This window comes from Pontiella agarivorans, from assembly GCF_034531395.1.
GTDB lineage: Bacteria > Verrucomicrobiota > Kiritimatiellia > Kiritimatiellales > Pontiellaceae > Pontiella > Pontiella agarivorans.
This window is the reverse complement of sequence record NZ_JARVCO010000012.1, coordinates 1,215,417-1,236,779: the sequence shown is the minus strand read 5'-3', so window position 1 is coordinate 1,236,779 and position 21,363 is coordinate 1,215,417. Positions and strand designations below refer to the sequence as shown.

The 21,363-nt window shown below is 52.8% G+C and carries 14 protein-coding genes; 1 reads left to right on the top strand and 13 read right to left on the bottom strand.

The features are described 5' to 3' along the window. Positions 1–208: 208 nt before the first annotated feature. From P9H32_RS17980 to P9H32_RS17935, 10 genes are all read right to left on the bottom strand, one after another. Complete coding sequence (locus P9H32_RS17980) at positions 209–1,495, bottom strand: glycoside hydrolase family 117 protein (RefSeq protein WP_322610310.1); 1,287 nt, start codon at positions 1,493–1,495, stop codon at positions 209–211. Between the two features lie 104 nt (positions 1,496–1,599). Continuing rightward, a complete protein-coding gene (locus P9H32_RS17975) occupies positions 1,600–3,519 on the bottom strand; it encodes a hypothetical protein (RefSeq protein ID WP_322610309.1) in 1,920 nt (639 codons plus the stop codon). 13 nt (positions 3,520–3,532) lie between these two features. After that, positions 3,533–3,748, bottom strand: coding sequence for a hypothetical protein (locus tag P9H32_RS17970; RefSeq protein ID WP_322610308.1), 216 nt, complete (start codon positions 3,746–3,748; stop codon positions 3,533–3,535). Between the two features lie 11 nt (positions 3,749–3,759). Further along, positions 3,760–5,670 carry a hypothetical protein gene (locus P9H32_RS17965; protein ID WP_322610307.1) on the bottom strand — a complete coding sequence of 637 codons (1,911 nt, stop codon included), beginning with the start codon at positions 5,668–5,670 and terminating at the stop codon, positions 3,760–3,762. Positions 5,671–5,674: 4 nt separating this feature from the next. After that, entirely contained in the window at positions 5,675–6,805 is a 1,131-nt protein-coding gene (locus tag P9H32_RS17960) for a glycoside hydrolase family 117 protein (protein WP_431311709.1), read from the bottom strand. Further along, complete coding sequence (locus P9H32_RS17955; RefSeq protein WP_322610305.1) at positions 6,777–8,207, bottom strand: alpha-L-fucosidase; 1,431 nt, start codon at positions 8,205–8,207, stop codon at positions 6,777–6,779. The genes P9H32_RS17960 and P9H32_RS17955 overlap by 29 nt, the downstream gene beginning before the upstream one ends. Then, entirely contained in the window at positions 8,197–10,698 is a 2,502-nt protein-coding gene (locus tag P9H32_RS17950) for a glycoside hydrolase family 2 protein (RefSeq protein ID WP_322610304.1), read from the bottom strand. The genes P9H32_RS17955 and P9H32_RS17950 overlap by 11 nt, the downstream gene beginning before the upstream one ends. Positions 10,699–10,728: 30 nt before the next feature. Further along, a complete protein-coding gene (locus tag P9H32_RS17945) occupies positions 10,729–12,441 on the bottom strand; it encodes an MFS transporter (RefSeq protein ID WP_322610303.1) in 1,713 nt (570 codons plus the stop codon). A gap of 11 nt (positions 12,442–12,452) precedes the next feature. Continuing rightward, on the bottom strand, positions 12,453–14,837 hold the full coding sequence (locus P9H32_RS17940) for a glycoside hydrolase family 2 TIM barrel-domain containing protein (protein ID WP_322610302.1): 2,385 nt from the start codon (positions 14,835–14,837) through the stop codon (positions 12,453–12,455). Continuing rightward, positions 14,834–15,865, bottom strand: coding sequence for a glycoside hydrolase family protein (locus P9H32_RS17935; protein ID WP_322610301.1), 1,032 nt, complete (start codon positions 15,863–15,865; stop codon positions 14,834–14,836). Before P9H32_RS17935 ends, P9H32_RS17940 begins: the two co-directional genes overlap by 4 nt. A 128-nt stretch (positions 15,866–15,993) precedes the next feature. Between P9H32_RS17935 and P9H32_RS17930 the strand changes: the two genes are divergently transcribed. After that, a complete protein-coding gene (locus tag P9H32_RS17930; protein ID WP_322610300.1) occupies positions 15,994–17,100 on the top strand; it encodes a DNA-binding transcriptional regulator in 1,107 nt (368 codons plus the stop codon). 18 nt (positions 17,101–17,118) lie between these two features. Here the strand turns inward: P9H32_RS17930 and P9H32_RS17925 are convergent, their stop codons facing one another. Genes P9H32_RS17925 through P9H32_RS17915 form a run of 3 tightly spaced genes read right to left on the bottom strand, consistent with a single transcriptional unit; the run spans position 17,119 to position 21,352 of the window. Continuing rightward, positions 17,119–18,033, bottom strand: coding sequence for a LamG domain-containing protein (locus P9H32_RS17925; protein WP_322610299.1), 915 nt, complete (start codon positions 18,031–18,033; stop codon positions 17,119–17,121). A gap of 11 nt (positions 18,034–18,044) precedes the next feature. Further along, entirely contained in the window at positions 18,045–19,901 is a 1,857-nt protein-coding gene (locus P9H32_RS17920; RefSeq protein WP_322610298.1) for a sulfatase-like hydrolase/transferase, read from the bottom strand. 20 nt (positions 19,902–19,921) lie between these two features. Beyond that, entirely contained in the window at positions 19,922–21,352 is a 1,431-nt protein-coding gene (locus P9H32_RS17915) for a hypothetical protein (RefSeq protein ID WP_322610297.1), read from the bottom strand. Between the last annotated feature and the right edge of the window lie 11 nt (positions 21,353–21,363).

Sequence of the window (21,363 nt, the reverse complement as noted above, 5' to 3'; positions counted from 1 at the left end):
GAACGTCCGGGGTTCAATGAACCGATCATCCAACTTGACACCGCGCCCGGTATCTGTTCTCGAAAAGACAGAATGCCTCGACCATCAAAATGTACCAGCCGCGCCTGGCCTTGTCCCCTGTCCCATTGATCAGCATCCGTCCCCCCTTCAACCCTCCGGACCGACGGAAAAAACGTCTGGAAACAGATCCCTTCAAAACCTTCCGATTTCAGGGATTGGAAAGCCGACCGTTTTCTTTATGTATCCGCTCAAGCTGCTGTGAGGAAAGCCCATGCCTATAGTGTTCCTCCGGTGTAAATTTAACAAAATGGTCCTTCATTTCCGGATCATGAATATCCCGGCTTAGGTCGCAATCAAAACGGACCAACACGGAATGGTTGTTTCCGTTGTACCCCCCGGCATAAGTGAAATGAGAAAGCCCCCATGTAATCCCGCGACCATCCTGCGTATCGGTAAACGCATCCGGCACAAACGGTCCGGCCGCCACCGGCATCATTTCCACATGTGCAACCACCTTGAAATTCACCCAGTCCTCAGCATATTGAATGGTATTCCGCTCCATGCCGTCTTTAATCACCAGCGCGGCAACGCCTTCCTTAAAGGGAAACAGCGTCGTTTCATGCCCCGAATTGATCACCGGATTCCGCGGATGTTTTTTAAACGGTCCCAGTGGATGCTCTGCAATTGCCAGCCCCTGCATGCGCACTTTGGATGGGAAAAACTCAGAACGCTTATCGAAATCGCTTTTGTAATACAGATAAATTTTTCCGTCATGCACCAGCGGATAGGGATCGTGAATGGAAAACTGATCCCACTCCCCCTCGGCTCCGTTCGGGATCACCACCTTGCCATACGGCGTCCAGGGTCCATCCGGCGAATCAGCCCAGGATACCGCGACGGGGCAGAAATCGCCACGGGTTCCACTCGCCTCCATAAAGGCCTGATAATAGAGATAATATTTTCCTTCCCATTCGAGAATATCGGTCGTCGTGACTGACCGCCAGCCGGGTTGCGGTTTCGGCGGCCGCGGCACAGCTACCCCCTGCTCCTCCCAGACAAAACCATCCTCCGAAACGGCATAATAAATATCCGCCAGATCCCAGTCGGCCGATGGAATAACCTCCGTGGCCTCCCGCGCCCGCGCCATGCCCACAGGTCTGTGACCCGTTGCGCGGCGCGTATACCAGACATAGTATTTCCCATTGGCAAAAATCACCTTGGAAGGATCGCGGCGGGATACTGTCCCGTCGCCACCGTTGTAATCAAAGCCCTTCAGTTCGGTATACTTAAACTGAGTATAGAGCTCCTGCGCTTCCGGGCGGAACCCTCCGTATTCATTATAACCCCGTTCCACAGCCGCACTTAACGGCCGTTCCGGTTTTTCCTCCGGAATAAGAAAAGGGAAAGCATTCATCTGATCTGCAGTTTCCGCCGCACAACCTGCCGACAGAAGCAGCAGCATACCTAATAATCCAACATCATTTTTCAACGTCATAATTGAGTCCTTATACCTTCCTGTCCGGAGGAATTGCGCTCTGTTTTATACGTCCGGGATGAATTCCCGGATTGAATGAAAACTGTACCGCCTCCCGATACTTTCTAATCAGGACGAATGTCAGCGCTGAATTCAAACACCTGCATGGCCAAACTAGATACATGACCGCCATCATCAGGAAAGATCACTTCAACCGTGTTGTTCTTCTCCAACAGGTCATACTCAACCGGAATCTCCACAACGCCGAAAAACTGATTTCGGGTCGCCTGATCATAGCCCCGCCAATCGGTCGGAACCTCAACCGACGTTCCGTTCACCCGAACGACGGGATGGAGCGAACGCCCGTGCTCCCGGCCCATACCCAGGCGCAAAACCGCCTCACCGTAAGAAGAAGCCCGCCTCACCCCCTCAATCCTGAAACGAACCGGCTCATCAGCCTTTATCGGTTGCAGATAGGTCGTTGCGTAATATTTCTTTTCCACAGAGACTTCATCCGTTTTAAGCGGGGCCCGATAAGAGAATTTCAGCATCGCAGTTGCAGAGGCCCCCAGCGTGATCCGTTCCAGCGAAGCGCGCTCAAATTCATCGATTACCGGCTCAAGATTTTCATCCGCATGCGCATGCTTAACCTCGACCCTCAACAGATCTTCAGCAGCTCCCAGCATACTGAGTTCCACCGTTTGCGGTCCCGTATGATCCAGACTGCTGACAACCGCAAACACATCGGCACCGTTCACATAGGCATCAACCTGAATATCCGGGTCAGAGGCGATGGTATCAACACGTGTTCCCTTAACCCCTTTCCACAGCTCCCAGAAATTAAGACGCGGTGTATAGGCCCAGGGACCGTCATTATCCTTCGGGCGGCCTTTCAGTTCATCCACATCATACAAGAGCCGTTTCGGATACGGATACCCGTCTTTACGCCCCCACTCCGCTTTCAGAACCATAAACGGGATAGCCTGGATAATCCGATCCGGACGTTCCAGCAGCTGCATCAGAATCGTATTGTAGGATCGGGTGCAGCGCCATGCCTCGTCCGGACTGTAGGGAAATCCGTTGCCCACACGCAGACAACCGTATTCCGAAATATTGAGCGGTTTCACCTCTCCCAGTTTAAGGAAGCTGTAGTGCTCCACCATATCCAGAATGGCTTCCACATTGCTTCCGCTGCGGTAGATACTGTTCTGCGGATCCTTGTTTTTGAGCGGATTGTCATAGAGATGCAGAGAAAAGAAATCCATATTCCCGCCGGCAATATCAATAAACTGCCGCCAGTTTTTATCCCAGTGTCCAAAATCATGATCTTCAAACCCCGGATGCGCAGCGGTATATCCGCCGATCAGAAGATCAGGATGCAACCGCTTAACACGCTCTGCCACCTTGTTGTGAAATTCGGAAATTTCCGCATAGGTTGTGTTATGCTCACGGGCATGAACAAAGGGTTCATTCACCACTTCAAGCATCGCCGGTTTCGGCGGACCGTCCGTTCCTCCGCTACCGGTAAAATGCGTCAGATACTGCTCATAAAAGTCGGCCAGCGCATCATAACTTCCGATCGCAAATCCATTCGCGTTTGTACTGCCGTCCGGGAACATTTTCGGTTGGCCGCCGATGGTCATTTTTTTACTGCGGTATTCCAGCGCATGGACCGCAGTGTTCTGCGCATACCGTTCCCGCTCCCGCTTTCCGAGCTGCTCAATACAGGCATGATCACACCAGCCCGGTTTATCCGGATCCTCCGAGGTCCACGACAGCGCCTCCGGCAAAGCCCCGCAGTCGCGCCCCAGATAAACATCGTATTCATTTAGAAACGTTTCCCGCTGTTCCTCGGAATCCCAGTCATGCTCGGTCGCCCGCGCATGCAGCACCATCCATTTTTCACGATCGAAAGCATCCACCCCGCCGACAGAATGCCGGACGTTCAGGTTGACCGTCACCGAAACCGGCTGTTCTTCCGCTATCCCGTTTTGATTCGCCGTAATAACCGCCGCAAAAAGACCGATCCACTTCATCTTCATCATTAACTCCGTATTTTTATTTAACATGCAGCTGATTCCACCCCTCAGTAATGACCGCTTCCATAAACAGATTTAATGCAACCTCATTCCCCCATTCTTCCGGAGTCCGGGCTCTGGCGACTTCATGCCGGACATTCTCCCGGATTTCCATGATGGCCGGTTTCCCGTTCCCCGAACCGTCGGGCGTGAGAGCAAGCATGCCGGCCGATAGTAAAACCCGTTTAATCGTCATGATTCCTCCGGTCACTTCCGACCGTTTAATCCGGCGTCAACCGTCTGCAGGGTCACACTACTGATCCGGCCGCCACTATCCGGAAACATGATCTCCACACTATTGTTCTTTTTAATCCGTTCAATAGGAACCGGAATTTCAAGCAGGCCGAAAAAGGCCGGACGCGTCGGCTGGTCACTGCCGCTGTAATGATCCGGAACCTCCAGCGCGGTTCCGTTGAAAACGACTTCAGGCCGACGGGAACGATCCGGTTCTCTCCCGAATCCGACACGCAGCACGGCCTCACCCGACGTTAGCGGCTGAACCTCATTCAGCGCAAACTCAACCGGGCGCCCGGCTGTAATCGGGCGGTTATAATCCGACGCATAAAACTTATGTTCCTCAACCGTTTCAGTAATGGCAATGGAATCGGCAAACGAACACGCAATAACAGCACTGGCCTCCGGTTTTAAGGTAAACGACTTCAATTCCTTCATAACCGTTTTCTCCTCCAGCAGCGGACCGTCTGCCACGCGGTACAGATGCTTAATCCGTGCGGATTCCATTCCGCTGGAAAGATTCAGATCAACCGTCTCCTCCACCGGATTCAGGTTACTCAGAATCACATAGGCTTTTTTACCATCCACATAGCTGTCGAGCAGCACATCAGGATTATCGGAAGCACTCTTCACCCGCGTTCCGTTCACATCCGACCACAGTTCATAAAACAACACCAGATCCGTGAAGATCCAGTCCTCGCCGAACCGGCCCGGACGCTCTTTCATCTGATGCATCAGACGACGGTTATACGGCACCCCGTTTTTGCGGCCCCATTCCGCCTTGGCGGTAATAAAAGGAATCGATTTAAGAATCATATTCGGTCGATCCAGCAACTGCAGTGTTAACGGCGTTGCAGCCTTAAGAAAATGCCAGTCACGCAACGCGGTCCAGACCCGGTTTTCCAGTTTATGATCCCGTCCGCCATATTCCGAAATAATAAACGGCTTAACCTCCCCCAGCCGGATCAGACTGTACTGTTCGATCATATCCAGCGTAGCTTCCAGACGGGACCCTTTATAATCATCACGCGCGCGATCCCCCCGGTTGTTGAAGTCATAGAAATGAAGCGAATAAAAATCCATCTGCTCGCCACAGGTATCGATAAACAGTTTCATCCGCTCATCCCACCGTGCGAAATCCCGTTCTTCAAAAATCGGAAACGCCATCGTCGGACCGCCAATCAGTACATCGGGATCAAACCGGCGAATCGCCTTCGCCGCGCCGTTATGAAATTCGAAAATGGATTTTGCGCTACGGATATCTCCGCGACGGCCGTCGATAAAATGATACAGCGGTTCATTCAGAATTTCGATAAACCCGGGACGCGACTGTCCCGCCGTCGGAGGCTCACCCGGGTTCCGGTAAAACTCCTGCAGAAAACGACCCATATATTCACCGACAGCGTCAGCACCGCCCAGCTCCCACTTCGTTTTCTCTTCCCCGGGGCTCGGCAGAAACGCATGGGGCTGTCCGCCGATCATAACATCGTTAACAGCGTCATATTTATGCAGATAGGCTTTGTGACTTCCATAGATGATTTTACGATGAATCCGCCCGGCGTTTTTCAGATATTCCGGATCCACATAACCCGGCCGGTCCGGATCTTCCGGAGCCTGCCGCAGGTATTCAATCATTGTTCCGTTATCGCGCCCGAAAGAAACATTCAGATCCGAGACCAATATATCCAGCAGTTCATCCTCACCCACCCAGTCAGGTTCCGAGAGATGTGAATGTGCATTGATATACTTATGGCGGTCAAAGGATGAAATCCCGCCCACTGAATATTTCATATTAAGCTGAATATCGACGGTTGTTCGGGCGTGACTCATCAGCCCCATAAACAGCACACTCAAAACAACGGTTTTGCCACTGATTATTTGCATTCGCTTATCCCTCGATAGATTTATACGTACTGGAGGTGAAAATCCGCTCATGCTGATGCCCGTCGAACCGGCGGATATACTGATCATTGCTGTTCATATATTCATGTGTCAGCCCCCATTCGAAAATGGTGAAAGGAATCGCTGAATCATCATTTTTACGCAGCAGCCCCATGGCATGCGGTGCATTCTGTATATACGCCAGAATTTCAAAATTGATGCCGTCAGGCGCCCACTGAATCGTATTGCGCTCCGGTCCGTCGGTGGTAATCAGCGACCCGATACCGCCGTTATAATGCCAGACCGCCACTTCATGTCCGCTGTTGGAAATCGGATTGAACGGTGATTTTTCATAAGGCCCGAACGGCGAATCAGACATCGCAACACCGTGCCGGATCTCACGCCCGCCGAAGTTGATCTCCCAGCCCATCTGTTCCCCTTTGTAATACAGATGAAACCTGCCGTTATAAAATGTGAGATAAGGATCATGTACCTTATGGCTGTCGAAATCGCCTTTTTTAATCACACTGAACCGGTCGTGCGGATCATTCCCCTTCCATATGCCGTTGTCCGCAGGACTCAGAATCGGTTCAGGATGCTTTATCCAGGGGCCATACGGCGATGCGGCCGACGCAATTCCGATCTGCTCTTTTGCACGCTGGATGTAGGGCGATTTTACCGTCTGGTAAACCAGATAGTAGGTTCCTTCATGGTTTAACACCTCCGGGGTAAACACGGAGCGATCATCAAAAGCTCCGGCTTCTCCCCGACCCACTGCACGTTGATCCTCGTTCCACGTAATGCCGTCCTCCGACGTCGCATGCCAGATTTCGGCATAATCCCAGGGCCACACTTTATCATCGAAATTATCGGTAAAACCCACACTCGGCCCCTCCGACTTCGTGTACCAGACATGATACACTCCATCCTCAAAAAGAACGGAACTCGGGTCGCGACGCGTGACGCCTTTCTCATAAGCCAGATCCCCCTTCAGGTCGCTGACAGAAAAGGTTCCGTACCAGTTGTTGCTGCGCTCCGGCCAGGCCAGCGCCCGTTTCGAGGCGGCACTTAAACAGTCCGGGTTGGTGATTCCCAGACGTTCCGATCTTTCATCGGTATATTCTGAAGACATAAGCATACTCACACGGTTTATATTCCGGCAGGATAATCTCGAGGCCAGCGCCTTCCTGCCCCCATTTCAACGGCCCTTCATGGCCGATCAGTTCAACTTCGGAAATACGGCCGTTGTAATGATGGCTGCCCAGTGAACGGATCGACAGCACGCCGGATTCCGGCCAGCTCAGCGCAATCGCATAAAGCTGTCCGTCACGGGTGGTATAACGGATATCACGATCCGTATACCCATCAAACGTCATATCCGCCAGATGCCCCTCCCGGGCTTTTGAAGGTCCTTCACCATAGATGATCCAGGGGCGGGTTCTATAGATCGCCTCACCATTCAGCTTCAGCCACCGGCCCATATTCTTCAGGCGCTGTTGCTGTTCTTCCGGAATCGTTCCATCCGGGTGAGGAGCAAGATTGAGCAGCAGACAGCCGTTCTTACTGACAATATCCACAAGATCGCCGATGAGCCGGTTTTCGTCATAGCACTCCAGATTCAGCGCCCAACTCCACGAAGTTCGCGAGATCGATGTATCCGTCAGCCAGGGTTCCGGATAAATCTCCGGCATCCGCGCCCGTTCCAGATCAACGGTACCGACACCCAGCGGAAAATCCGGCCGCTTGAAGGTCATCACCACATCCTGGTTCCGCTCTGCCGCATGATTATAATAATGGGCCAGCATCTGTTTCCGGACGGTTTCTGAAAGAATCTCCACCCGGTTGTCAAACCAGAGCAGATCCGGCGAATAACCCTCGACCACTTCCTTCACTTTCTCCAGCCAGATCCGTTCAAAGTCCGGACTCGGCATCGGATCACACGACTTCGTTTGAATACCTTCAATATGGCGTGCCGTTTTCGGCAGCCGGGGTCCGTACAGCGAGGCATTCGCCGGATCTGCACAGTCCGTATTCTCCAGCCAGGTCGGGAACCAGCCCCACAGCCAGGAATGATGCATACTCACCATAAACTTCATCCCCCGGCTCCGGACCGCCTGTTCCATTTCGGCCACCACATCGCGGCACGGCCCCTTTTTCGCGGCGTTCCAGGGATTTACGGTTGAATCCCACATGGCAAAACCATCTGCGTGTTCACCGACCGGTCCGGCAAACTGGGCCCCGGCTTCCTCAAACAGGTCCGCCCAGGCTTCAGCATTGAAATGTTCCCCTGTAAAACGCGGCACAAAATCCTTGTAGCCGAACTGATCCACCGGTCCGTAGGTTTCGCGATGGAACACATTATTCGGGTGTCCCTCTTCATACATGCCGCACCCATACCAGTCCGTATTCTCCGGCGCTCTGGTTGCAGAATAGACCCCCCAGTGCGCATAGATGCCGAACTTGGCATCGTGAAACCATTCCGGACATTGATAGGCCGACAGCGACTCCCAGTCCGATTTGAACCGTTGATCACTTTTCATAAACAAATTCCTTTACCGTCGGCATTTTTTCATCGGCGGTTTCTACGCCCGGCGTATGATTCAGACCGTCGAAATAACGAAGATAGTTGCAATTGCCGAATTTCACTTTCCGTGTAATCGCCTCTGCACCGATCTCCTTCAGTCTTGGAAGATCAACGCGCTCATCAGCAACCAGCAGCAGATATTTATTTTCCGAAACGACCGCACCTGCGGCATCCGTCATTTCAACTTCGATATGAAAACGGTCGCCCAGCTTTCCCGGAACCTTACACCTCACCGTTGCAAATTCTGCCGAGCTGTCCGGTTTAATTTCGCCGAGTTCGACCTCTTCCACAAACACATCTTCACAGCCTGATGAACGGAAGCAGACTTTCGCTTTACATCCGTGGAACGGTTCATAGCGGTCATTCACCACCCACAGCCGACCTTCGAAATCCTCCCCGGGCAGCCAGCGCCGTTTCTCATAATCCAGCGAAATCAGCAGCGGCTGATAGGCCAGACGCAGATATTCATACGACCGCTTCGGCTGCTGATAATAATCAACCACACCCCACTTCATATCCGGAGCGAAGGTAATGTAGTGACAGATGCAGAGTGCACTGGTTTTCGGTTTTCTCCGCCGGAAAAATTCAAGGGCATACTGAAAGTGAACCCCCTGCGTAATCTGTGTGGCCTCCACAAACTCCTGCAGTCCCCCCGTTGCCTGGGTACCGAGCACTTCAAAGTTCAGTGTCCGGAAAACATCAAAGTCGGTCCAGTGATGCCCCCAGCTCGGTCCGGGCGGCCACAGTTCTTCTTCCGGAATAAACTTTTTAATACTCTCCACATTCGGGCACGAGGAAATCGCCAGCTCAGGAACCGCCGCAAAATCCAGCTTACGGTAATACCGTTCAATGGTGTTCCGTCCTTCGCCGTAAAACAGTCCGTTGGCATGCACACTTTCTTTCGGTTTAAACCCCAGCGAAACCCCGACATCATCACTCAACGGCGAAACCGGAATATAATGCAGATCCGTGTAGGGTTTAACGACTTCACCCAGTTCATTCATCAGCTGCAGGTTGTGAGCCGGATCGGAGGCACTCATCAGAATCTCCTCACCGCCTTCAATGATCACCATGCACGGATGATTCCGAAGCTGTTTCACCACATCAACCGCATCCGAGAAAATCGCCTCTTTATAGGCCTCTTCTTCCGGCAGCGACAGACTCGCTATCGGCAGAATATCCTGCCAGACGGTGATTCCTTCGCGATTACACAACTCATAGAAATACGGTATTTCCGTCGGGTGCCACCCGAAAATCCGCAGGTTGTTCATATTGGCCGCTTTCGCCAGCCGAATCAGCTCCTCATACTTTTCATCCGTTGCACGGCCGAAAAAGATATCCGGCGGGCCGCCCCAGGTTCCGGAACGGATAAAATGACGTTTGCCGTTGATCATCAACGTCCACGGATATTCAACCTCATCCTCCGTAAAGCCCGGATTCATTTTCATTTCCAATTCGCGAATACCGAACAGCTGCTCCCGGGCATCGAGCGGTTTACCGTATTCTTTCAGGCAGACGCTCGCTGTATACAGGTTCTGCTCCCCCAGATCCCAGGGATACCAGAGTTTCGCATCCTCAATCCGAACCGAAATGCGGAACATATTGCGGCCGGACTGCAGCGTCTGCTGTACGGAAATTTCAACTTCCTCCGTCCGGACATTTTCGCCCTGAACCGCAACTACAACATCAACCGTACGCTCCGTTTTTCCGTGATGCAGAACTTCAATCTCAAGAACAACATCAGCAGACCCGTCATCCTGCACAGAGGTCTTTACATAAATATCTTCAATCCGGGCTTCGTCATAGGCCTCCAGATAAACCGGTTTCCAGATCCCGGACGGCACCACGCTCGTCCAGTAATCCCCATGCCAGGCAGGCTTTCTGCCGGCCACCCGGCTGTAACGCCGGGGCGCCGGATGCAGCCGGACCGCCAGAAGGTTACGACCGCGGGCAAGCTGTTCAAAACTCACGAGATCCGTAATATCAAATGAAAAGGCGGTGAACATCCCTTCATGCGAACCCATCGGCGTTCCATTCACAAACACGTCACAGGCATAGTCGACCCCTTCAAAGGTCACCTCAATCCGCTTCCCTTCCATTTCCGGCGGAACGTTAAAATGGCGCATATACCACCATTCATATTCATTCACCCATTTGGCTTTAAGACTGTTCCGGGCATAATGCGGATCCTCAATACGGCCGATGCGCCACAGATCGGTAAAAACATCACCCGGAACATGCGCATGCGACCAGTCCAGCATATCGCCCATATGATCATGGTTGATTTCCGGAAACTTCTGCTCCATACCCCGGCCCGGCAGACACCCTTCCAGCTTCCACAGAAAACCGCTCAGATCATGCTTCAGCCTTCCTCCGGCGTGTCCGGAGCGGGATACCGCATTTTCCTCCGTCATCACCTGCTTATCATTCATCACACTTTTCATCATCGTTCTCCAGTTTCTCCCGGAACCGTTTAATCAGGAAGCCACCGCTTTCCCGCGGCGCTCTTCCAGCTCTGCGCGGATCTCCATCATCTTTTCATGCGACAGCTTGTACTTCTGCAAAAGCAGGTATGCGATAGCCAGCGCGATAAACTTCGGCAGCACAAAGAAAAACCGCATCCGGAAAAGCATGCCCTCATCCTGCTGTTCCATAATGACCTCCTGCTCCATCTGACTTCTGAGCAGATGCACGGTTACTTCCGGAACATCCCCCTCATAGAACATGGCATCGGTCACCCGCATTTCCAGACTTCGACCGCTTCCGTCATCCGGAAAAGCTTTAAACATGCGGACAAAAACATTGTGCTCCGCCTTCTGTCCGGCACGCTCCCCTTCAGACATGGCTTCAAACTGTTCCTGTGCTTTTTCCTCAATCCGGGTAAGTACCGTCTCGTCTTCAATTTTATTGTCCAGCCCGACCGCAAACTGAATCAGGAGTCCACTCAATACTGCTGCAAGGGTCATGGCGGATTTTGTAAACCAGTTGGTCGTTGCCGAAATAATCCCCTCCCGCCGGCGGCCGGTCCGGTATTCATCCCAGTCACACACATCAGCCCGCATGGAAATAATCAGAATCCAGAATCCGACCTCGCCGATCGCCCAGAGCGGCCTGGTGACCAGAGCCAGCAGCGGACGCCCCGGAATCAGGGAGAAATACAGGCCCACCAGCGAAATCAGCATCGTGATCACACACCAGCTCATCAGGCGATGTTTATCAAATTTATCCGCCATGCGTTTGATCGCATAGGCCGCAAACAGGGAATACACAACGCGAAGCGTACCCTCTACCCCGCCGAGTACGGTTCCCGCAAACCGGTCACCGTCAAAAATATAATAAACGTTCACATAATACCCCAACGCACCGGCCGACATAATCGCCAGCAGATAGGTGCAGATGATCCCGATCACGATCATCAGCTGGGTATTTTTGAGCAGGTCCATAAACCCTTCCTTGAAGCTGGCTTTTTTCTTCTTCTGTTCCTCCTGTGCAATTTTACGGTAGCGCTCTTTACAGAAGATGCCGGGCAGCACTCCGGTGCTGATAACGATGACGGCAACCAGAATGCTGACCAGCCGCACGCCGTTGATATCACCGCCGACCCAAGGCTGCAGAGCCAGCCAGGTGGCCAGCGGGAAAAGCCAGCTCAGGCCGATATTGCCGAACTGATTCATGTAGGAACGAACCACAAAAATATTGGTGCGCTCATTATAGTCGGCCGTCAGCTCCGTACCCAGCGATTCATACGGCACCGAAAAAACAGAATAAAACGTAAAAAACAGCAGCAGAGCTCCCACCAGATAGGCCACAACCACACTCTGGTTCCAGTCGGGGGAAGCCAGCCAGATGACGGGATAAAACAGACCGGTCAGTATCGCCCCGGTAATAACAAACGGTTTCCGTCGGCCGAATTTAGACGTCCACTTATCAGATATGGATCCCACCAGCGGATCACTGATTGCGTCCCACAAACGGGCCAGGGCCAGAGCCCCGGTCACAATACTTGCCGGCACCTTCAGAAAATCATTAAAGAAGGGCAGAAAAAACAGATAGACAATCGAAACGTTCGCAAAATGGTCGGAAACAACCCCCAGACCATATGCAACTTTCTGATGCAGCAGCACCCGGTCTTCCGATTGGATCGAAGCTTCCCTACCCTGTTTTTTTTCATGTTCCGGTTTTTCCGACATGGCGAACTCCCTTATTGCACTGCATTGACTTCAACCGGTCCGGCTGAAAGGTTTAATTCATCCACCAGAGCCCTGACGCTCACGGTCCCTTCAACCACCAGCAGACATCGCCCCTGATCCGTAACCACACGATCCGACTGAAAGGGCTGCGTGCTGTAACAGGACCCGTTATCAATTCCCAGAATGCGACCGCCTCCATTGACCTCGAAACGGATTTCGTACTCCTCCGCTTTAACCGGAATACCCTGCGCATCCACCAGCCGGGCAATTACATGACAGCCGTCGACCTCCAGTATAACCGCCGAAGGTGCTCCGGCGGTTTTCAAACGATCCGATGCATCGGCCGCACGGGCCTCCAGCGTTCCGGCGGTATACGGCACCGCCCACTTATAGATACGGTCATCAAAATCCTTCAGGTGTTTAACACCGAGCGATTCCCCGTTCAGAAACAATTCCACCGACGCACAGTTGGAATACACCTCCACCGCAATCATCTCACCGTCGGCATAGTTCCAATGCGTGTTGACGTCGTGCCAGAACCAGGTTTTGGTTTTCCAGGCCTCGGAATCCTCTTCCCCGATAAACCCGGTCGCTGCATCAAAAATATAAGGTGATTTTTCCAGCGTCTGGGTTGTCAGGTGTACATGCGGCTCATCGCACCACAGCGTTTTCATCATGTGATACGATCCCTTTTCAAAACCGGCGCTGTTGAGCAGTCCCGACCGCTTGGAACGCATCGGCCAGCGACCGGCACATTCTCCCAGATAATCAATCCCGATCCACAGAAACGTCCCGGCCACAAACGGGCGTTCCATAACGGCTTTCCATTCATGCCACTGCCCCAGATTTTCGCAGCCCATCAATGGAAGGTCCGGATAATTTTCATGCCCATAATCATACATTACCCGGCGGTAGCTGAACCCGATGATATTCAGCGCATCCGCATAGCCGGAACGGTAGCTGGCCGACGGCAGAATGCAGTTGGCAATCACCGGACGCGTGGTATCCATTTCCTTCGTCCATTTTGAGAGCTTCAGCGCCGTTTCACCGATGTCATATTTTCCGCGCGGCAGTGTCGCCAGCTCATGATCAATCTCCTCCGGGCTATTCGGCGGCGTGGTCCAGAAATAATTGCCCGTTGCCTTCATTCCGAAAAAACCGGTCGCTTCGGCATTACGCGGATATGTCCATTCAATCTCATTACCGATACTCCACTGAATAATCGAAGGATGGTTCCGGTGCGCACGGATCACATCGTTCAGATCCCGCTCCGCCCACTCCTGAAAATGTTCCGTGTAACCGCGCGTAATATAATCATCATGCCGTTCATTCTGATTCAGCCGCTTGTCTTTCGGATAATCCCATTCATCGAAAAACTCCTCCTGAACCAGCAGCCCCATTTCATCACACAGCGAAATAAACTCTTCGGAACCCGGATTGTGAGCAATTCGGACCGCGTTACATCCGCCCTTTTTCAGAATTTCAAAGCGCCTGCGCCAGACATCCTTCGGTACGGCTGCACCGACACATCCCGCATCATGATGAAGACAGACCCCCTTGATTTTCAGATTCCGCCCGTTCAGAAAAAAACCTTCGTTCACATCAAAGCGGAATGTGCGAATGCCGAAAACCGTAGTGTATTCATCGACCGTTTTCCCCTCCCTGGAAATCGCCGTGATCGCTTTGTACAGATTCGGCGCATCAACATCCCAACGCCGCGGCTTCAAAACTTCCAAGGTCTGGAATGTTTCTGCTGATGCTTCTATTGCACCTTCGGCAACCTGGTTTCCATTCGGGTCAAAAATGGAAGTCGTCAACACCGCTCCTTCCGGATTGAGCACCTCAACCTGTATCTGGACCGCAGCCTTCTCGTCGGAAATCTCCGGCGTCGTCACAAAGGTGCCCCATACCGGAATATGTATTTTTGAAGTGCCGACCAGTTCCACATTGCGGTAGATGCCCGACCCGGTGTACCAGCGGCTGTCGCAGTAACGCGAATGATCCACCCGCACCGCAATCAGATTCTCCCCCTCAACCACCTGCTCTGAAATATCATAATAGAACGGTGAATATCCATAGGGATGAAAACCGATCTTCTGCCCGTTCACATACACCGTCGCATTGTTGTAAATTCCGTCAAAATGCAGATAGGTCACGTCGGTTTTCAGCGCTTGAAACGTTTTCCGGTACCAGCCTTCTCCACCGGGAAGCCAGCCGGTGGCCCCGTCGAAATCCTGACTGAACGGCGATTCCACGCTCCAGTCATGCGGCACCTGCACCGTGCGCCATGCCACACGCTCGTCAGACTCGTCCAGCTCAATCGCCGCTCCTCCGGCAAACCCCTGTTTTACAAATTTCCAAGCTCCGTTCAGTGATACCTTTTTTCTACTGCTCATTGAATATACCCCGTTGAAGTTGATCTATCCGTACCGACCTTTAAAACTGCAGCCGACGATGTTCTGTATTTTCCCCCGCGAATGGCTGCGAAAAGATATTCCGGTTTTCCATGGCGCATCAGTAACTGCGGGCGCTCAAAGCGATCATCCAGTCTGTTGCCCGTCGGCGGTTCTTTCAGATAGTGATGCGCCTGCAGATAACCGACCTGCGGTTCGCCCCAGCGGATCCCGTCAGCCGATTCAAAATAGAGTCCATACTGGTGATTCCAGTACCCCATATCACGCATCAGCATTTTAAACATTCCGTCTTCATACCAGACATAGGCATCCTCGCTCTGGGCATCTTCAACCACACGGCGAAGATCAAGAATCGGACCGCCCTGTTTTTCCCAAGGACCGTCAAGACTTTTGGCGATAGCCAGTCCATACCGGCGATAGGTGTTGCGCCAGTCATTTTCCCGGATATCCTTTTCCCGGTCGGTTACACACCACGATTTATAATACAGCCAATACTGGCCGTTCGGATGGCGTAGAAAAGCCGGATTGGATGTGATCATGGAATTCCAGGCCCCGGGATCCGGGTCCGGCTCAATAATCGGTTGATCCGACCGTTTCCACGGACCGTCCAGCGAATCAGACGTCGCCATCCCGACGCGTTTCGTGGCCGCCGTTCCATCCGAATTCCCCATATAAAACAGCACATATTTTCCGTCGACTTCATGAACGGTCGGATTGTGACAGGTCATGGCATCCCACCAGTCACCGCCGCGCCCCGTCACGGCAACATCCACGGTTTTATAGGGCCCGGCCGGATGATCCGCAACCGCATGGGCAATCTCACTGCAGCTGATCCAGCCCTGATGCGCCGCTTCGTTTTTCCAACGCGAATAAAATACGTGCACCTTTCCGTCCGGCCCGTAAATCGGCGAACAGCCCCAGACATTATAATCCGGATCATCCAGAATACGCCCGATGCCGCACAGACGCTTACTGAAATCTGAAAAGGTCTCTTCAATCATGTTGTTCATCTCCGCTCACCACTACCTTCCCAACCCCCGGCGCACCGGCTGTACCTCAGGATTCAGCGGAGAAGATAGGATGGATCTGAGATAAACACATATTGCATTATTTTATATTTATTGCATAAATGCGCATCATGCCTTCCATTAAAAAAGTGATGATGATCCAGAGTAATTACGACACCGAAACCCATAAGGGAATCGCGCGGGCGGCACAGGAACTTGGATGGCACCTTAATGTCAGCATGATGAATGCATTCCAGATTCCGAAACACTGGAAAGGCGACGGCATTATCTGTTCAATGGATAACAACAGACAGCTCGAGGAATTTATCCGAAATGCCGGTCTGCCCTGCGTGGATCTCTCTGAATGGCGGTCCGATCTTCACCTACCGCGGGTTTCGGCCGATAACAAACGTATCGGTCAGATGGCGGCCGAACACTTCCGGGCCTTCGGCCACCATTCGTTCGCCTACATCAGCTATCGGCAGCATCCCGTTTCTGAAGCACGCTATCAGGGCTTTAAAAAAGAGCTCATCGAAAACGGAATTGCCGCGCCGTCCCGATTGGTCGGCCGCCACTCCCAGGACGAAATTATGCAGTGGCTTGACACCCTGGCCAAACCGAGCTCCATCCTCGCCTATAACGACGTGGACGCCGCATGGCTGTTGAGCAACTGCATGGAAGCCGGCTACCGCGTACCTGAAGATTTTGCCATTCTCGGAGTCGACAACAATCTGCTGATCTGCGAACACCAGCCCGTTCCGCTTTCCAGTATCAACCACGATCACGAACGTATCGGCTACGAAGGCGCCCAACTGCTTGCACAGATCATGAACGGCATCCCGCCCAAACAGGGCATCATCTATATCGAACCCGCCGGAATCACCCAGCGCGCCAGCACCAATGCACTCGCGACCAACGATCCCCTGGTCCGGCAGGCCATGAGTTATCTCATCGAAAACCTGCGTCACGCCATCGGAACCCCGGAAATCGCCGCTGAGCTGGGCGTCTCACGTCGTACGCTGGAACAACGTTTCCGCGCAACACTCGGCAGCAGCATTCACCGCAAGCTGACCGAACAGCGTCTTAAAAAAGCCGAAAACCTGCTCTGCACCAGCCAGCACAGCGTCGAGGAAATTGCCGCGCTCTGCGGCTTCTGTCACGCCCCCCACCTCAGCCGGGTGTTCAAAAAAGAATACGGCCTTCCCCCGCTCGCCTACCGCAAAGCCAACACGCCCTGACGACAGGCGCGTGTACGCTTATTTCTCAGCCGGCTTCCAGGTGCGGATCCAGTCATATTTGGTGGTGCGCTCGTCGAGCGTTCCCGAAGCCACCAGTCCGCCGTCTTCCGGAATCGGATTCCAGTCATAGGTTTCGATCGCCATGTGCAGATAGGCCGGCCAGTCCCAGTGCGTTTCCGGATTAATGGAATATTTATATTCCCCATCCAGATAAAAACGGATTTCCTCCGGCGATTTCCACCATGCGCCGTACACAAAATAACGGCTGGAATTCTTTTCCTCCAGATATTCCCAGCCCTGCGCTTTCGTCTCTTTCGGTTCGCTGAAATAACGCCAGTGAATCGCGTTGGAATGAAAAATTCGGTTCCAGTTCTTCGCCCATTTATGGGTTAAATCGGTCGTACGGCCGACGCACTCCTGAATATCGAGTTCCAACGCTTCATCGGGACCGCCGATAGTCAGCATCCAGAAGGTGGAAGACATCTCGGTGGCATTGGCTTTCATCCGGCATTCGTAATACCATCCCACCTGTCCCGGCATAATCGACCGAACAATTCCCCCCGAATACGTGTAGGTTCCCTCCACGCCCTCATACGGCTCATCCAGCACATCCACTTTGACCCGCAGGTTGCCGTCCTTCACCCAGATATTATCTGCACGGAACAGCCCCGGCGGACGCCCTTCCCAGGTAAAACTGTTTCCGACAGGATCCACCTGCCATTTTTTCAAGTTTACTTTCCGGCCGTTAAATTCGTCCGACATGCCGTCAACCAGCTTCCACTTCATTCCTTCCGGCAAGGCGCTGTTTTCATCGGTAATCGTCGGGCCCGCCGGAGCATCCCGGAATGCACCCGACTGACAGGAAACCAGCAAAAGAGGCAACAGCAGACAGCCGCCCAGGTTTAAAATCGGATGTGGTTTTCGGTAATCCATTTCCATCTCCTTTAAAGTGCAGGCACAATTTCGGCCGGAATATCGAGTTTTTTATCATCCGCGCCTTTCGCAAAGGTGCTGATTTTATAACTGTTTTTCTGATTCCAGTCGCATTCCACCCGGCCGTCGCCCAGCACAATATTTCCCAGTTTCTGACGGAACCAGGCCGCAAGCTCACGATAGTGCGGATCATTCGCCACGTTGTTGCGTTCCAGCGGATCCCTGCGCAGATCGTACAGTGCCAGCTCGGCTTTCTCCACCGGACACTCCAGAGCCCATTTGATATCTTTGTTCAGATTCCCTTCCTGCGGCTTGCCGTTATTCGGACGGGTACGCATCGAAAATGCAAAATCCTCCGACCGCATATAAGCACGCGGCCCATAAATCAGGTTCATTTCGCCCAGTGCATATTCACGTTTAACGGCTTTCCCCGACAGCACTTCCGCCAGATCGTAACCATCCATATAATCATACTGCGGATCGTGGATATCCACGCCGGCAGCCGCGAGGATAGTCGGCATGAAATCGACATATTCCACGATACCGTCATACACCTTGCCCGCCGGAAATTTGGTTTTATCGGACGACACCACAATCGCCGCGTTATGAACCGATTCACGCCACGGGCTGAACTTGGTCTCAATCCCCTGTTCGCCCAGCTGCCAGCCGTGGTCCCCGACCGTATAAATAATCAGGTAATCCCTTTTATTTTCAGCACAGTATTTTTTGAACTCTTTTACGGCCTCTCCGATCAATTGATCTCCATGCGCACAGAATGCATAATAGTCCTGCACGGCCTGCTGGAATTTTTCGGGGGTATAAGCCCGGTTCGCTGAAATATCCTCCGGAGTCCCCAGCACCTTCATGCCCCGCGAAAGCTGCTGCAGTTGCGGCGGAAGTTTTTCAACTTCATCATTACTGAATTCCGGTACCCGATAACTCTTTTTCTGAAAACGATCGCGGAAGGATTTCGGCGGAAGCACCGGCGTATGCGGCAGGCGGAAACCGATTTCCGTCATCGCCGGCTTTGCCGTTGGAACGCCTTGCTGTTTCCGGCCGAAACAGGTGGAGTATTCCGTATCGGCATGATCCAGATAGCTTTTGAATTCCTTAACAATATAGGCGTCAATCGTCTTATCATCCGGTTGCGGATTAACCCCGCCATAGATCAGCTTTTTGCTGTAAAACCCTTCCGTATCAGCGCGGAGAATATCAAATTCCTTATCCGTCTTTCTGCGCTCCGCAATATCCTCTTCGGTCAGCGCGCCCGAATTCCGTTTAAGGAAATATTCCCGAATACTGCCATCGGGATACATTACTTTTTCCGTGGTTCCGTCCGGGCTATATCCTCCGGCATAAATATCGCCGAAACCGTTTGCCTGCAGATCGTGTTTAAAATGAACTTTAGTCCCGAACAGTCCGGCCGTCACATATTTACCGACTTCGGTGTAAATGTAGGAATCCGACTTACCGAATACCGCCGTGCTGTAGCCGTTCTTGCGCAGCGTCTGATGAATGATCGGTTTCACAAAATCCGGAAACTGATGCGTCAGTTCAAACTGATAATGCCCGTTGCGGAATGGATAGCGCCCGCTGTGCATGGAACCGCGCGACGGACCGCAGGCCGGCGAGTTGCAGATGGCGCGTGTAAACAGCACCCCTTCGTCAGCCAGCGCATCCACATTCGGCGACTCCACATAGCCCAGCGGACTTTCATCGGTTCCATAGACCGCCCGGTTAAAACAGGCCAGCGAATCGGGCCGCTGGTCATCCGTCACAATCCACAGCACATTCGGTCTTTTCTCCGCGGCATAAGCCGCCGCAATACATATTCCACTGAAAAGCAATACACTGATTTTTTTCTTCATCACTACACCCATACGTTTGATTAATTCCCCGTAACAAACAGCGTTGCCGCTTCCGAGTCACTTTTGAACCCGGCAATTCCGGTTTTGAAAAAATGAATTTTATCGATGCGGAATCCACTCGACCGTCCACAGATCCAGAAACAGTGATCGCCTGCTGATAAATCATAAACCGGTTCCGACACTCTGCCCTCTTTCGACCGGACCGCGCCATAGTTCTTATGAGCCGTATCCCACGTGAATCCGGAATTTTCATTCGCCGGAAAACCGGTTTTCCGCGTATTGCCATAGGGACTGACCGGATTGAGCCCCATCAGCGTATAACAACTGCTCCAATCATCCTTTAACCCGGCACCGTCATGTGCAGACTTCAGCGCCATACGGTACTTCCCGGGATTGGAAATCCGTATCGTATACATCAGCTCGCCCTGATGCTGGTGGCTGACGCCTTTGCCTTCCGGCGGTTCCCAGCGAATGGCCCCGGTTCCGTCGTTTTTCCAACCTCTGGAAAGCGGAACCGATTCCGCTTCGATCACCAGTTTTCCGTCCACTTCAAGAAATACCTGATCAGCAGCCGGAGGAATGACCTCAGGCTCCACCCCCGCCGGCGCAGCCGGTGTTTCCGGAACGCCGCCCGGCGCCGGAACCAAATCCGGCCCAAACCACTGCCGCATTTCCTGAATCGTCACCATTTCGTCATCGCCACTGATCCCCATCAGCCAGGCCAGCATCCCCGCATCCGAAACATCCGGCTTCCCGGCCCTGATGCGCTCATAAACCCAGTTGAGGTTGGGATCCGCATGATCACGTAGCCAGTAAAAGTCCGCATAGCCTTTCCCTTTCAGCCCGCTTCCGTCCCAACCGTTCTGATCTTTAATTCTCAAATATCCAATTTCCGGAACCAGTGCCTGCACGTCGTTCCAGTTCCGATGCCATAGACGCGCCTTGAAATATTCATTGTAATTATGGTGCGAAACCAGAATCACCCTTTTCCGCGCCTCAGGTTCCGCCGCTTCCAACGCCTGGAAAATCAGCTCCATCGGCCCCGCCACGATCAGATACAACGGATCAGCAGCCGTGGATTTATTGATCTCTTCAGTCAGATGCGCCACGGCACCCTGCGGATCAACAGCCGCATCGAAAAAGCGGTTTTTATCAAATCCCCACCGGGCCTGTCCGCCCATCGCCCCTTGCCACATCCGATTATTTCCCGGATCAATCCGTTTATAATTCAGGAAATTATTAAAGTCATAATGCACCAGATTTTCCTGCAGGCCCGCTTTTGCGAGCATCGCCAGCGAGATCGGCGAGGCACCGACATCGTCCGCATCCGCGTCCGGATTGCCGTCCGCACTGATCGCAATCCGGTTCGCCGTCGTCCACGGCGACTCCTCCGCATTGCTCACACCGATGCCTGCAAGCAGCAGCACGCTCAGGAATAGATCCCTTCTCATCTCCGAAATCC